The organism is Micromonospora sp. NPDC050187 (assembly GCF_044459745.1).
GTDB lineage: Bacteria > Actinomycetota > Actinomycetes > Mycobacteriales > Micromonosporaceae > Micromonospora.
The window spans coordinates 324,782-338,427 of the sequence record NZ_JBITJH010000004.1 but is presented as its reverse complement, the minus strand read 5'-3'; the positions used below and the strand labels follow the sequence as shown (position 1 = coordinate 338,427).

Genomic DNA, 13,646 nt, shown 5'->3' with positions numbered 1-13,646 from the left:
CGGCACGGTACGCAGGAGAGGACGACGATGCGGATCCGGATCCCCGACCAGCCCACCGGCCGGCTCGGCGACGCGTGGCGTGCCTGCGTGGGCACCGGCCGGTTCGAACTGGCCTTGCGGCGCGACTACCAGGACTCGCTCGCCCTCATCCAGCGGGAGATCGGCTTCCGGCACATCCGGGGGCACGGCCTGCTCAGCGACGGCGTCGGCGTGCACCGCCGGTACGCGTACCAGGGCGGGCGGGGTGTCCGGTACGCCTTCACCTACGTCGACCAGGTCGTCGACGCGTACCTGGAGCTGGGGATCCGGCCCTTCGTGGAGCTGGGGTTCATGCCGTCGGAGCTGGCCTCCGGCGACCAGACGGTGTTCTGGTGGCGCGGCAACGTCACCCCGCCGGGGTCCTGGACCGAGTGGGCCGACCTGGTCCGGACCACCGTCGCGCACCTGGTCGACCGGTACGGCGTCGAGGAGGTGCGCCGCTGGCCGATCGAGGTGTGGAACGAGCCCAACCTGACCGCGTTCTGGGCCGGCGCCGACCGGAACGCCTACCACCGGCTGTACGAGGTGACCGCGCACGCGGTCAAGGAGGTGGACGCCGACCTCCAGGTCGGCGGACCGGCCATATCACCCGGCGCGGACGAGTGGCTGCTGCCGTTCGCCGAGTTCGTGACCGCCCGCTCGGTGCCGGTCGACTTCGTCAGCCGGCACGCCTACACCTCCGGCCCGGCGCAGCACGTGCCGTTCGGCACCCACCAGACCCTCGCCCCGGCGGCCAGCCTGCTCGAGCAGTTCGCCGCGCCCCGGCAGCACCTGGCGGGCACCCCGCTGGCCCACCTGCCGGTGCACATCACCGAGTTCAACTCCTCCTACCGGCCGGACAACCCGATCCACGACACCGCCTTCCACGCCGCGTACCTCGCACCGGTGGTGGCTGCCGGCGGCGACCTGGTCGACTCGTTCTCCTACTGGACGTTCAGCGACGTGTTCGAGGAAGAGGGGGTGCCGACCGCGCTGTTCCACGGCGGTTTCGGCCTGCTCACCCACCGGCAGGTCAGGAAACCGACCTACCACCTGTACGCGTTCATGGCGCGCCTCGGCGACCAGGTCCTGGCCCGTGGCACCGACCACCTGGTCACCCGGGACGCCACCGGGCGGGTCGCCGTGCTCGCCTGGGCACCGGTGGACGTCACCGGACGGGAGCCGGTCGACCGGCACGGCCTGGCGCTGTCGGTGCCGCTCGCCGCGCCCGGCGTGACGTCGGCGTTCGTGCTGCGCTCGTCGGTGAGCGAGGAGAGCGGCAACGCCCGGCGGGCCTGGTGCGAGCTGGGCCGGCCCCGGTCACCGCGGCCCCGCCAGCTCGACGTGCTGAGGGAGGCCGCCGAGCCGGCCCGTACCCACCGGAGTCTGCCGGTCGTCGACGGCCGGGTCGCGCTCGACCTCACCCTCGCCCGGCACGAGGTGACCCTGGTCGAGGTGTCTCCGGTCCGCGACGAGACCCCACCCTGGTGGGACGAGGGCCGCCTGCTCGGCCTGCCCGGCCGCGCCGGGGGCGGCGCCGACCCGCACCCGGGCGACCCGGGTGGCGGCCGGACCGACCGGGGGGATCGGCCGTGAACGACACCGCGGCCACCCGGCGACAGTTCGGCGACGGTCCCCTCTCCCGGGTCGCGGCGCTGGTCTACACCCTGCTGGTGGTCGAGGCGCTGCTGGTGCTCACCACCCTGCCGGGGCTGGTCGGGCTGGTGCTGCTCGCCCGGGACGTCAGCAACCTGCCGCTGGCGGCGATCTGCGCGATCCCGCTCGGCCCGGCCGTCGCCGCCGCGCTGTACGCGCTGCGACACCAGCGCCCGGACCTGACCGACCTGCGGCCCGCCGCCGTGTTCTGGCGGGGCTGGCGGGCCAACCTCGGGCCGGTGCTGCGGGTCTGGCTCCCGCTGCTGCTGTGGCTGACCGTCGTCGCGGTCAACCTCGCCCACCTCACCGCCGTCGGCCTTCCCGGCTGGTGGGCGGTGCTGCTGGTCGCCGTCGCCGTGGCGGCGCTCCTGGTCGGGACCAACGCGCTGGTGATCACCTCGGTGTTCACGTTCCGGACCCGGGACGTCGTCCGCCTCGCGGTGCACTTCCTCGTCCGGACCCCGGGCGTCACGCTCGGCCACGCCTGCCTGCTGGCGCTGGCGGCCGGGATCACCGCGGTCGCCTCGGAGGCGGTGCTCGCGCTGCTGGGCGCGGTGTTCGTCGGCGCGCTCGGCTGGACCAGCGGCCCGATGATCGACACGATCGGGAAGGAGTTCACGGCATGACCCTGCCCCGCACCGCGAAGGTGCCCTTCGGAGGGGACTACAACCCGGAGCAGTGGCCGGAGGACGTGTGGAAGCAGGACTACCAGCTCTTCGACCTGGCCCGGATCGACACCGTCACGCTCGGCGTCTTCGACTGGGCGCTGACCCAGCCCGCGCCGGACGTCTACGACTTCACGGTGCTGGACCGGATCGTCGGGCGGGCCGTCACCGAGGGACGGATGATCTGTCTGGCCACCGGCACCGGCGCGCACCCGGCGTGGCTGGCCCGCGCCCACCCGGAGGTGTGCCGTACCGACTTCGAGGGCCGCCGGCACCGGTACGGGCAGCGGCACAACTCCTGCCCCAGCTCTCCGGTGTTCCGTCGGCTCTCCGCCGAACTGGCCCGTCGGGTGGCCCGGCGCTACGCCGGCAACCCGGCGGTGGTGGCCTGGCACGTCGGCAACGAGTACGGCGGGGCCTGCTACTGCGACCTGTGCGCGGCGGCGTTCCGGCGGTGGCTGCGCCACCGGTACGGCAGTCTGGACACGCTCAACGCCGCCTGCCCGTACGCGGACGTGCCGGATCTGGAGTCGACGGTCCGCGTCACGCCGGACGGCACACGGCTGCGGTTCCTGCTCAACCACGCCGCCGGGCCCGTCGAGGTGACCGCCCGCGCCGGTGGCGTGGACCTGCTGACCGGAGACCGGGTTCCCGGTAACGGGGCGGTGCGGCTGCCGGCGTACGGCATCGTGGTGCTGAAGGAGGAGCGGTGAGCGACGTCGCGCCGACAGTCCACCCCGCCTGGCTGCCGGCGGAGGCGTTCGGGCCGCTCGGTCGCCGGCACACGATGGCGCACGGCACGGGGTTGCTGGTCGACACCGTGGTCGGCGAGGTCGCGCGGGCCTGCGCGCGCTACGGCGGCACGGTCCGACACACCCCAGCGGGCGACCCGGCCGCTCCGGCCCCCCACCCGACCACCGTGCCGTCGCCTCCCGACAGGACGCCCGCACCGCCGGTGGCCGAACCGGACGGGGACGTCGACCTGCTGCTGGCACTGCGGGACGCCCCCACCCTGCCGGCCTGGGCACGCCGGCTGGCCGCCGGGGCCGCCACCCCTCTCGGCGACGAGGGCTTTCTGCTGGCCGGCGCGGGCGAGCGCACGCTGCTGCTCGCCGACGCGCCGGCCGGTCTGCTGTACGGGCTGTTCCACCTGGTCCGCCTCGGCCGGGCCGCGTTCGACGCCCGCCCGGTCGAGTGCCACCGTCCGGCGCTGGCGCTGCGCATGCTCGACCATTGGGACAACGTCGACGTGCACCCGGTGACGGGGCAGGTGGAGCGCGGCTACGCGGGCGGTTCGATCTTCTGGCGGGACGGCGCCGCCCGGGGCGACCTGGCCCGGGTACGGGAGTACGGGCGACTGCTGGCCGCCTGCGGGGTCAACGCGGTCGCGGTGAACAACGTCAACGTGCACGCCACCGAGGCTCGGTTGCTCACCGAGCGGCTCGGGGACGTGGCCGCCATCGCCGACGTGCTGCGCCCGTACGGGGTGCGGGTGCACCTGTCGGTCACCTTCGCCGCCCCGGTCGTCCTCGGCGGCCTGCCCAACGCCGACCCGCTGGACGCGGCGGTCCGCGCCTGGTGGGCCGACGCCACCCGGCGGGTGTACGACCGCATCCCGGACTTCGGCGGCTACCTGGTGAAGGCCGACTCGGAGGGGCAGCCCGGCCCGTTCACCTACGGACGTGACCATGCCGACGGGGCGAACCTGCTGGCCGCGACGTTGGCCCCGTTCGGCGGGGTGGTGCACTGGCGGGCGTTCGTCTACGACCACCGGCAGGACTGGCGGGACCGGTCCACCGACCGGGCCCGCGCCGCCTTCGACCACTTCGCCCCGCTGGACGGACGGTTCCGGGAGAACGTCGTTCTCCAGGTGAAGCACGGCCCGATCGACTTCCAGGTCCGCGAGCCGGTCTCCCCGGTGCTCGCCGCCATGCCGGCCACCCGGCTGGCGGTGGAGGTGCAGGTGACCCAGGAGTACACCGGCCAGCAGCGGCACGTCTGCTACCTCGGCCCGTGGTGGAGCGAGATCCTGGGCTTCGCGCCGTGGGGGCCGGACGGGCCGACCGTGGCCGACGTGGCCGCCGGCACCGCACGCACCCGCGACGGCCGGACCGGCGAGGCGGGCGGGAGCCGGGGCCAGACGCCGGGCGGGGGCCTGGTGGGCGTCTCCAACGTCGGTGCCGACCCGTTCTGGACCGGACATCCGCTGGCCCAGGCCAACCTGTACGCCTTCGGCCGGCTCGCCTGGGACCCCGGCCTCGACCCGGTCGCCGTCCTGGACGAGTGGATCGGGCTCACCTTCCCGCCGTCCACGACCGGTGAGCCGGGGTTGGTGCGACGGACCCTGCACGCCGTGCTGGACGGTTCCTGGTGGACCTACGAGCGGTACACCGCGCCGCTGGGTGTGGGCTTCATGGTCCGCCCGGGGCACCACTACGGCCCGGACGTCGACGGGTACGAGTACACCCCGTGGGGCACGTACCACTTCGCCGACCGGGACGGCGTCGGCGTGGACCGGACCCGCGCCACCGGCACCGGCTTCACCGGCCAGTTCCCACGGCCCTGGTCGGAGCGGTACGAGGACCTCGACCGCTGCCCGGACGAGCTGCTGCTCTTCTTCCACCACGTGCCGTACGGACACAGGCTGCGCAGCGGTCGCACCGTCATCCAGCACATCTACGACACGCACTTCGCCGGGGTGGAGCAGGTGGAGGCGATGCGCGGGCAGTGGCGGCGGCTGGCCGGGCTGGTCGACCCGGCGCTGTACGCCCGGGTGAGTGAACGTCTCGACGAGCAGCGGCGCTGCGCGGCGGAGTGGCGGGACCAGATCAACAGCTACTTCTTCCGCAAGTCCGGGGTGCCGGACGAGCACGGCCGGCGGATCTGGTGACCCGCTCCGTAGAATCCCCGCCGTGCCCGAGATCGTCCAACTGCTGGCCTCGCCGGTACACCGTTACGTGGGTCGGCCGGCTGACGGCCCGGCACCGGCCACCCCCGACGAGATCGTCGAGGAGGTCCGGCTCCGGGCCGGGCTCGGCATCGTCGGCGACCGTTACTTCGGCCGGCCCGCCCACCGCGACGCGAGCGTCACCCTGATCGCGCGGGAGTCCCTGCCGCCCGGTGCCGATCTGGTGCAGGTCCGGCGCAACATCCTGACCGCCGGCCTCGCCGTGGACGAGCTGGTCGGGTCCGTGCTGGTCCTCGACTCGGGCCAGGGGCCGGTCAGCCTGCGGGTCAACCGCGCCGCCCACCCGTGCGCCTGGATGGACGCCACCATCGGCCCCGGGGCCTGGAAGGCGTTGCGCCGCCGGGGCGGCGTCCGCTGCACCCCGCTGACCGACGGCACATTGCGCGTGGGTCCGGTCGAGGTCACCGTCGTCGGCTGAACTCCGCCCCGTGCGGGCCGCACCCCCGGCCGGCGCGCTGGCCGGGCGGTAGCGGACGCCGCGCAGGGCGAGCGGGATCAGCGCGACGATGACCACCGCGTTGAACACCACCGCGGACAGGATCGCCGAGGACGGGCTGGACAGCCGCATGACGTTGAGCGTGTCCAGACCGGGGTAGATGCCGGCGAACATGGCTGGGACGATCGCGAAGTACTTCGCCACGTCGTTGGCGACGGAGAAGGTCGTCAACGCGCCCCGGGTGATCAACAACTGCTTGCCGATCTCCACGATCTCGATGAGTTTGGTCGGGTCGGAGTCGAGGTCGACCATGTTGCCGGCCTCCTTGGCCGCCGAGGTGCCGGTGTTCATCGCCACCCCGACGTCGGCCTGGGCCAGGGCCGGCGCGTCGTTGGTGCCGTCGCCGGTCATCGCGACCAGCCGGCCGCCGGCCTGCTCCCGCCGGATCAGGGCGAGCTTGTCCTCCGGGGTGGCCTCGGCGAGAACGTCGTCCACGCCGGCCTCGTCGGCGATGGCCTTCGCCGTCCGGGGGTTGTCCCCGGTGACCATCACGGTGCGGATGCCCATCCGGCGCATCTCGTCGAACCGTTCCCGCATGCCGGCCTTGACCACGTCCCTGAGGTGGATGACGCCGAGCGCCCGAGCCGGTCGCCCGTCGACGTGCTCGGCCACCACCAGCGGGGTGCCGCCGATCGCGCTGATCTCGTCGACGATCCGCGAGACCTGCTCGGTGGAGCGACCGCCGTGCTCACCCACCCACGCCAGCACGGCCGTGGCGGCGCCCTTGCGGATCCGGCGCGCCCCGCCGTCACTCGTCGCGGCCAGGTCGACGCCGCTCATCCGGGTCCGCGCGGTGAACGGCACGAAGGTGGCGTGCGGGATCGGGCCGGACTCGCGCTCGCCGAACCCGAAGTCGTTGCTGGCGAGCACGACGACCGAGCGACCCTCCGGGGTCTCGTCGGCGAGGCTGGACAGTCGCGCGGCGTCGGCGACGGTTCCCGCGTCCACCCCCTCCACCGGCCGGAACCCGGCGGCCTGCCGGTTGCCGAGGGTGATGGTGCCGGTCTTGTCCAGCAGCAGGGTGTTCACGTCGCCGGCCGCCTCGACCGCCCGGCCGCTCATCGCGAGCACGTTGCGCTGCACGAGCCGGTCCATGCCGGCGATGCCGATCGCCGACAGCAGCGCGCCGATGGTGGTCGGGATCAGGCAGACCAGCAGGGACACCAGCACGATCCCGCTGATCCCGGCGTCGGTGACCGCCGGGGTGTCCGGGGCGGCGCCCTGGTAGCCCTTGGCGAAGACCGCCATCGGCTGGAGGGTGACCACGGCCAGCAGGAAGACGACGGTGAGCGCGGCCAGCAGGATGTTCAGCGCGATCTCGTTCGGCGTCTTCTGCCGGTCGGCCCCCTCGACCAGGGCGATCATCCGGTCGACGAAGCTCTCCCCCGGCCGCTGGGTGATCCGTACGACGATCCGGTCGGAGAGCACCCGGGTGCCGCCGGTGACCGCGCTACGGTCCCCACCGGACTCCCGGATCACCGGCGCGGACTCACCGGTGATGGCGGACTCGTCGACGCTGGCGATCCCCTCGACCACGTCGCCGTCGCCGGGGACGACACCACCGGCCTCGACCAGCACGACGTCACCCTGACGCAGCTCGGACGCGGGGACGGTCTCCTCGCCGTACCGGTCCGCCGCCCCCGGCGTCCAGCCGACCAGACGGACGGCGACGGTGTCCCGCCGGGCCCGGCGCAGGGTGGCGGCCTGGGCCCTGCCCCGGCCCTCGGCGACCGCCTCGGCGAGGGTGGCGAAGAGCACGGTCAGCCACAGCCAGCCGGTGATGGCGACGGCGAACACCGAGGGGTCGGCCACCGCGAGGACGGTGGTGGACCCCGCGCCGATCTCGACGATCAGCATCACCGGGTTGCGCCACAGGGTGCGCGGGTCGAGCTTGCGCGGCGCGTCGGGCAGCGACCGGAGCAGTTGCCGGGGATCGAGCAGGCCACCGCCGACCCGGTCGCCCCGGGTCGTCGGGGAGACGGCGGTCGCCGGCTCGGGCATGCCGGGCGCGGCCGGCGGCAGGGTGGTCATCTCTGCGCCTCCCATGGTGGTCACAGCCCCTCCGCGAGCGGGCCGAGCGCGAGCGCGGGCAGGAAGGTCAGCGCGACCAGGAGCACCGTGACGCCGACCACCATCCCGACGAAGAGGGGCCGGTGGGTGGGCAGGGTGCCCACGGAGGCCGGCGTGGGTTGCTGGCGGGCCAGCGAGCCGGCCAGGGCGAGCACGAGGACGGTCGGCAGGAACCGGCCGAGCAGCATGCACAGGCCCAGCGCGGTGTTCCACCAGGGCGTGTTCACGGTGAGGCCGGCGAACGCCGACCCGTTGTTGTTGCCGGCCGAGGTGAACGCGTAGAGCACCTCGGACAGCCCGTGCGGGCCGACGTTGAGGGCCGTGACGTGGTTGCCGGTGGCGAAGGCCGCCGCTGTGCCTGTCAGCACCAGCGCGGGGGTGACCAGGAAGTACAGCGACGCGAGAGTGATCTCCCGCGCGCCGATCCGCTTGCCCACGTACTCCGGGGTGCGGCCGACCATCAGACCGGCCACGAACACGGTGGTCACCGCCAGGACGAGCATGCCGTACAGGCCGGCGCCGACCCGGCCGGGGGCGACCTCGCCGAGCATCATGTTGACCAGCGGCATCATCCCGCCGAGCGCGGTGTACGAGTCGTGGAACGAGTTCACCGCGCCGGTCGAGGTGACCGTGGTCGCCGCGGCGAAGGGCGCCGAGTCCGACACCCCGAACCGGACCTCCTTGCCCTCCAGCGCCGCGCCGACCGCCTGCGGGACGGTGCCGTCGCCGGTCAGCTCGAAGACGTTGGTCAGAACGACGCTCGCCACCGCCAGGACCGCCATCACCGCGGTGATCGCGTACCCCTGCCGGAGCTGGCCGACCATCCGGCCGAAGACCCGGGGCAGGCTGAACGGGATCAGCAGGACCAGGAGGACCTGGAGCCAGTTCGTCCAGGTGGTCGGGTTCTCGAACGGGTGGGCGCTGTTGACGTTGTAGAAGCCGCCGCCGTTGGTGCCGAGCTGTTTGATCGCCTCCTGGCCGGCCACCGGACCGCCGGGAACGGTCTGTCCGCCGCCGGTCAGGGTGGTGACCTCGGTGCCGGCGGAGAGGTTCTGCACCACTCCCCCGGCCATCAGGGCGAGCGCCCCGAGCACCGAGATCGGCAGCAGGATCCGCAACGTGATTCGGATCAGGTCGACCCAGAAGTTGCCCAGCTCGCCGCTGCGACTGCGGGCGAAGCCCCGGGCCAGGGCGACCGCGACCGCGATGCCGACCGCCGCCGAGACGAAGTTCTGCACCGCCAGCCCGGCCATCTGCACCAGGTGACCCATGGTCGACTCGCCCGCGTACCACTGCCAGTTGGTGTTGGTCACGAAGGACACCGCCGTGTTCCAGGCACCGTGCGGGACCACCGGGTCGAAGCCCAGCGACAGCCACAGGTGCTGCTGGAGGCGCTGGAACCCGTACAGGAAGAGCACGGAGACGGCGGAGAAGGCGAGCACGCTGCGGGCGTACACGCCCCAGGACTGCTCCGCCGCCGGGTCCACCCCGACGAGCCGGAAGACGCCCCGCTCGACACGGGACGAACGGCGGCCGGAGACGACCGCGTACAGGTGGTCGCCGAGCGGTCGGTGCACGGCGACCAGCGCCGCCACCAGCGATCCGACGAACAGTGCACCGGCTGTCGTCGCGGTCATCGGAAACGCTCCGGGAACAGCAGGGCGACCACCAGGAACACGGCCAGGCCGGTCGCCAGGACCAGACCGACGGCGTCGACCGCGCTCACCGCTTCTCCACGCCTCGGACCACGAGGGTGAGCGCCGCGAACAGCGCCACCGTCACCACCACGAACACCAGGTCGGACACGGCTGGCTCCTCACCAGGGACGGCACCGGCGACCGCCGGTGCGGTCGCGCCGAGCCATCACAACGCCCCACGCGCCGCATGGACAGGGTCCATAACGCGACCATGACGGCAGCCCCGCGTTTCTTGACGCGTCCTTCACGCCGCCGGGCGATGGAGGTGAGCCCGGTCACCGGGACGGGTGCCCGGTCGCAAGGCCGACGAAGGCACACCTGAAGCGAACCGTAAGCGGGCCCTGGCAGTGTTCCGGGTGTCAGCGAGACACCGGACGCGAAACCAGGAGAGACACCCGATGCGCAGGATCATCACCTCGACCTACATCACCCTCGACGGCGTCATCGACAACCCGGCGTGGACCATGCCGTACTTCGACGACGAGGCCGCCGCCTTCGCCGGGGCGCAGACCGACGCCGCGGACGCGCTGCTGATGGGTCGCCACACCTACGACGGCTTCGCCGCCGCCTGGCCGAACATGGACGAGAGCGACCCGACCACCGGCGCCGCCTACTTCAACAACGTCAAGAAGTACGTCGCCTCGACCACCCTCACCGACCCGGAGTGGAAGAACACCGAGGTCCTGAAGGGCGACCTGGTGGAGGAGGTCACCAAGCTCAAGGCCGCCGAGGGCCGGGACATCCTGATGTACGGCTACGGCGTGGTCACCCACGCCCTGCTCAAGGCGGGGCTGGTCGACGAGGTCCGGTTCTGGATCCACCCCGTGTTCCAGGGCGGCCCCTCGGTCAGCTCCCCGCTGGCCGACGCGCAGACCACCCTCACCCTGGTCGACACGTTGGTCACCAAGAGCGGCGTGGTCATCGCCTCGTACCAGCCGGTCACCCGGTAGCGACGGACGTCCCGACCAGGGCCCGGGCCTGCCCCGGGCCCAGGTCGTGTCCGGCCCGGTACACCGCCGTGAACCCCTCCTCGCCCAGCGCCGCGACGCACCGAGCGGTGACCCGGTCGACCTCGGCCCGCTCCGCCGGGGACGCCGCGACCGCCACCGCCGCCCGGGCGGCCGCCGCCGCCCCGAGGATCCGTGCCGCCACCTCCGGCTCCGGCGCGGCCGACGCCAGCCCCTCCAGCGCGCCGGCCGCGTCGAGCGGCGCACCGATCAGCGTGGCGACGTCGAACGCCCGCGCGTGCAGCGCGAGCGCCCGCGCCGGGTCCTCGTCCGCGACGGCGTACCCCAGTTCGCCGAGGACCAGGGGCAGGAACAGGGCGTCGTCACCGCCCGCCTCGACCAGCCGCTCCAGGTGCCTGACGGCGACGTCCCGCCGGCCGTCGCGGCGGGCGGCGACCCCGAGACCCAGCTCGGCGAAGACCTCCGCGGCGGGGGAAGCCTGCCCGACGGCCAGCCGGTAGGCGCGGTCGGCCAGCTCCCACGCCTGCCCGTGGTCGCCGTTCTGCACCGCGATCCAGGCCAGCCAGGACAGCTTGCCGCCGACCTCGGGCCACAACGCCAGTTCCTCGGCCCACCCCAGGCCCGCCCGGTGCAGCGCGACGGCCCGCTCGTAGTCGCCGGTCAGCTCGGCCAGGCCACCCAGCCAGTCGGTGGCCTGCGACCGGCCCCACGCGTCGCCCAGCTCCGCGAAGAGCTCCCCGGCGCGGGTGGCCTCCCGGTCCAGTGCGACCAGGTCGCTGGCGACGTGGGCGAGCTTGGCGCGGGTCACCCGGACGGCCGCCTCGACCCACGGTTCGTCGCCGGCCGACCACGCCCGGTCGAGGAGGGAGGACGCCGTGGCCAGGTCGCTGCAATCGACCAGCGCGGCGGCCACGAACCAGGTCGCCCGCCCGTCGGCGTGTCCGGCCAGGGCCGCCTCGATCTCCGCCGGCATGACCGGCTCGCCCTGCAACAGGGCGAACCCCACCCGCCACACCGCAGCCGCCGCGGCCACCTCGCCGTCGGCGTGAGGGCCGTGGCCGTGGCCGTCGGCACCTCCGGCACCGTCGACGGTCAGCGCGCGGCGCGCCTCGGTGAACCGTCCGCGCAGGAACCAGTACCAGGTGAGCGCGGTAGCCAGGCGCAGGCCGCCGCCGTGGTCGAGCGCGGCCCGCAGGTTGGCGGCCTCGGCGTCGAGCCGGGCCAACCACTCCCGTTGCCCGGTGCCGCGCAGCAGCGGGTCGGCGTGCTCGGCCAGCCGGGTGTAGTAGGCCGCGTGGCGGGCCCGGACGGCGTCGGCGTCGGCGAGCCGGTCCAGGCAGAAGGCGGCCACCGACTCCAGCAGCCGGTAACGCGGCCGGCCGCCGGAGGCGTCGCGCACCACCAACGACCGGTCCACCAGCTGGGTCAGCACGTCGATGTCGGCGCCGCAGACCTCCTCGGCGGCGTCCAGGGTGCAGCCGTCCCGGTGCACCGCGAGCCGGGCGAGCACCGCGCGCTCCTGTTCGGCGAGCAGGTCCCAGCTCCACTCGATCACCGCGGTCAGCGTGCGCTGCCGGGCCGGCAGGTCTCGCTGCCCGCCGCGCAGCAGCCCGAAGCGGTCGTCCAGGCGTGCCACCACCTCGTCCACGCCGAGCGCCCGCACCCGGGTGGCGGCCAGTTCCAGGGCCAACGGCAGCCCGTCGAGCCGGCGGCACAGCCGCGCGACGGCCGGCCCGGTCCGCTCGTCGAGCCGGAACCCGCGCTGCTGCGCGGCGACCCGGGCCGCGAACAGCCGCGCCGCGGCCGACCGCCGGACCGCGTCGAGGTCCCGCTCGTCGGCGGGTACCGGCAGCGGAGGCACCTCCCACAGCAGCTCCCCGGCCAGCCGGAGCGGCTCCCGGCTGGTGGCCAGCACGTGCACGTCGGTCGCCTCGCGCAGCAGACGGGCGACGAGCGCGGCGGCCGGTTCGACCACGTGCTCGCAGTTGTCCAGCACGAGCAGCGCCCGCCGGTGTCGCAGGACGGTGACCAACCGGTCCTCGGGGGCCGCCCCGGCGCCCGTGACCTCCCGGACGTCGAGGACGGCCAGCACCAGTCCGGCCACGGCGGTGTCGCCGGGTCGCAGGGCGGCCAGCTCGACCAGGTGTACGCCGTCGGGGAACGACTGCCCGGCGGCGACCTCGGTCGCCAGCCGGGTCTTGCCGACCCCGCCCGGTCCGACCAGCGTGACCAGCCGCCGCGCGGGCACCAGCTCGCGCAGTTCGGTCAGCGCCTCGGCCCGACCGACCAGCTCGTCGAGGCGGGCCGGCAGGCTGTTGCGGACCAGCGCGGTCGGCGGCGGTGCGCTGAGCCCGGCGTCCTGCTCCAGGATCCGCCGGTGCAGGGCGACCAGCTCCGGTCCCGGATCGAGGCCCAGCTCGTCGGCGAGACGCCGGCGCAGGTCGGCGTAGCTGGCCAGCGCCTCGGACTGCCGGCCGGCCGCGTACAGGGCGCGCAGGTGCAGCGCGCGCAGCCCCTCCCGCAGCGGGTGCGTGGCCACCATCTCGGCCAGGTCGGCCGCGACGAGGGCGTGTTCGCCCCGGGCCAGTCGGGCCGCTGCCAGTTTCTCCCGTACCACCAGGTGGGCCTCGGTGAGGCGGGCGGCCTCGGCCCGGACCCACTCCTCGTCGGCGACGTCGGCATACGGTTCGCCGCGCCACAACCGGAGGGCCTCGGTCAGGCTCGCCACGTCGTCGGCCGTGGCGAGCGCGGTGAACCGGTCGACGTCGACGGCGTCGGTGCGCAGCAGGTATCCCGGGGGCCGGGACTCGATCAGATCCCGCGCGCCGGGTTCGGCGTCGTCGAGCGCCCGGCGCAGCTGCGAGACACGCACCTGGAGGGCTCCGGCGGGTTTGGCGGGCGGGGCGCCGCCCCACAGGTCGTCGACCAGCCGGTCGGCCGAGACGACCTGGTTGCGGTTGGCGACGAGATCGGCGAGGAGGACACGGACCTTCGCGCCCGGGATGGTGACGGGCTCGCCGGTGTCGGTGCTGACGGCGAGCGGTCCGAGGACCCCGAATCGCATGCGCGCCACCCTACAAGGCGGTAAGCGGGTCGGAAGAAAGCCGT

Annotated in this window: 9 protein-coding genes and 1 pseudogene; 6 read left to right on the top strand and 4 right to left on the bottom strand. The window is 74.1% G+C overall.

Features of this window, described 5'->3' with window-relative positions; all coding sequences use genetic code 11:
- The first annotated feature begins 27 nt into the window (after positions 1–27).
- Genes ACIBJE_RS09340 through ACIBJE_RS09320 form a run of 5 tightly spaced genes read left to right on the top strand, consistent with a single transcriptional unit; the run spans position 28 to position 5,725 of the window.
- Entirely contained in the window at positions 28–1,614 is a 1,587-nt protein-coding gene (locus tag ACIBJE_RS09340) for a xylan 1,4-beta-xylosidase (RefSeq protein ID WP_396745422.1), read from the top strand.
- Positions 1,611–2,300, top strand: coding sequence for a DUF624 domain-containing protein (locus ACIBJE_RS09335; RefSeq protein ID WP_396745419.1), 690 nt, complete (start codon positions 1,611–1,613; stop codon positions 2,298–2,300). Before ACIBJE_RS09340 ends, ACIBJE_RS09335 begins: the two co-directional genes overlap by 4 nt.
- Positions 2,297–3,052, top strand: coding sequence for a beta-galactosidase (locus ACIBJE_RS09330; RefSeq protein WP_396745416.1), 756 nt, complete (start codon positions 2,297–2,299; stop codon positions 3,050–3,052). Before ACIBJE_RS09335 ends, ACIBJE_RS09330 begins: the two co-directional genes overlap by 4 nt.
- Complete coding sequence (locus ACIBJE_RS09325; protein WP_396745413.1) at positions 3,049–5,229, top strand: alpha-glucuronidase; 2,181 nt, start codon at positions 3,049–3,051, stop codon at positions 5,227–5,229. The genes ACIBJE_RS09330 and ACIBJE_RS09325 overlap by 4 nt, the downstream gene beginning before the upstream one ends.
- Before the next feature lie 22 nt (positions 5,230–5,251).
- Positions 5,252–5,725, top strand: a complete 474-nt coding sequence (locus tag ACIBJE_RS09320; protein ID WP_396745624.1) for a molybdenum cofactor biosysynthesis protein — start codon at positions 5,252–5,254, stop codon at positions 5,723–5,725.
- A gap of 33 nt (positions 5,726–5,758) precedes the next feature.
- Here ACIBJE_RS09320 and kdpB read toward each other — a convergent pair.
- The 3 genes and pseudogenes from kdpB to kdpF form a co-directional block, all read right to left on the bottom strand.
- Positions 5,759–7,804 (bottom strand): annotated as a pseudogene (gene kdpB / locus ACIBJE_RS09315) (potassium-transporting ATPase subunit KdpB); the annotation flags it as partial.
- Positions 7,805–7,854: 50 nt separating this feature from the next.
- Entirely contained in the window at positions 7,855–9,510 is a 1,656-nt protein-coding gene (gene kdpA, locus ACIBJE_RS09310) for a potassium-transporting ATPase subunit KdpA (protein ID WP_396745410.1), read from the bottom strand.
- Positions 9,507–9,599 (bottom strand): K(+)-transporting ATPase subunit F, encoded by a 93-nt coding sequence (kdpF, locus tag ACIBJE_RS09305; protein ID WP_396745407.1) that lies wholly within the window; start codon positions 9,597–9,599, stop codon positions 9,507–9,509. Before kdpF ends, kdpA begins: the two co-directional genes overlap by 4 nt.
- Positions 9,600–9,968: 369 nt before the next feature.
- Between kdpF and ACIBJE_RS09300 the strand changes: the two genes are divergently transcribed.
- A complete protein-coding gene (locus ACIBJE_RS09300) occupies positions 9,969–10,520 on the top strand; it encodes a dihydrofolate reductase family protein (RefSeq protein WP_396745404.1) in 552 nt (183 codons plus the stop codon).
- Here the strand turns inward: ACIBJE_RS09300 and ACIBJE_RS09295 are convergent.
- A complete protein-coding gene (locus ACIBJE_RS09295; protein WP_396745401.1) occupies positions 10,510–13,602 on the bottom strand; it encodes a BTAD domain-containing putative transcriptional regulator in 3,093 nt (1,030 codons plus the stop codon). The two genes, ACIBJE_RS09300 and ACIBJE_RS09295, sit on opposite strands and share 11 nt — an antisense overlap.
- Between the last annotated feature and the right edge of the window lie 44 nt (positions 13,603–13,646).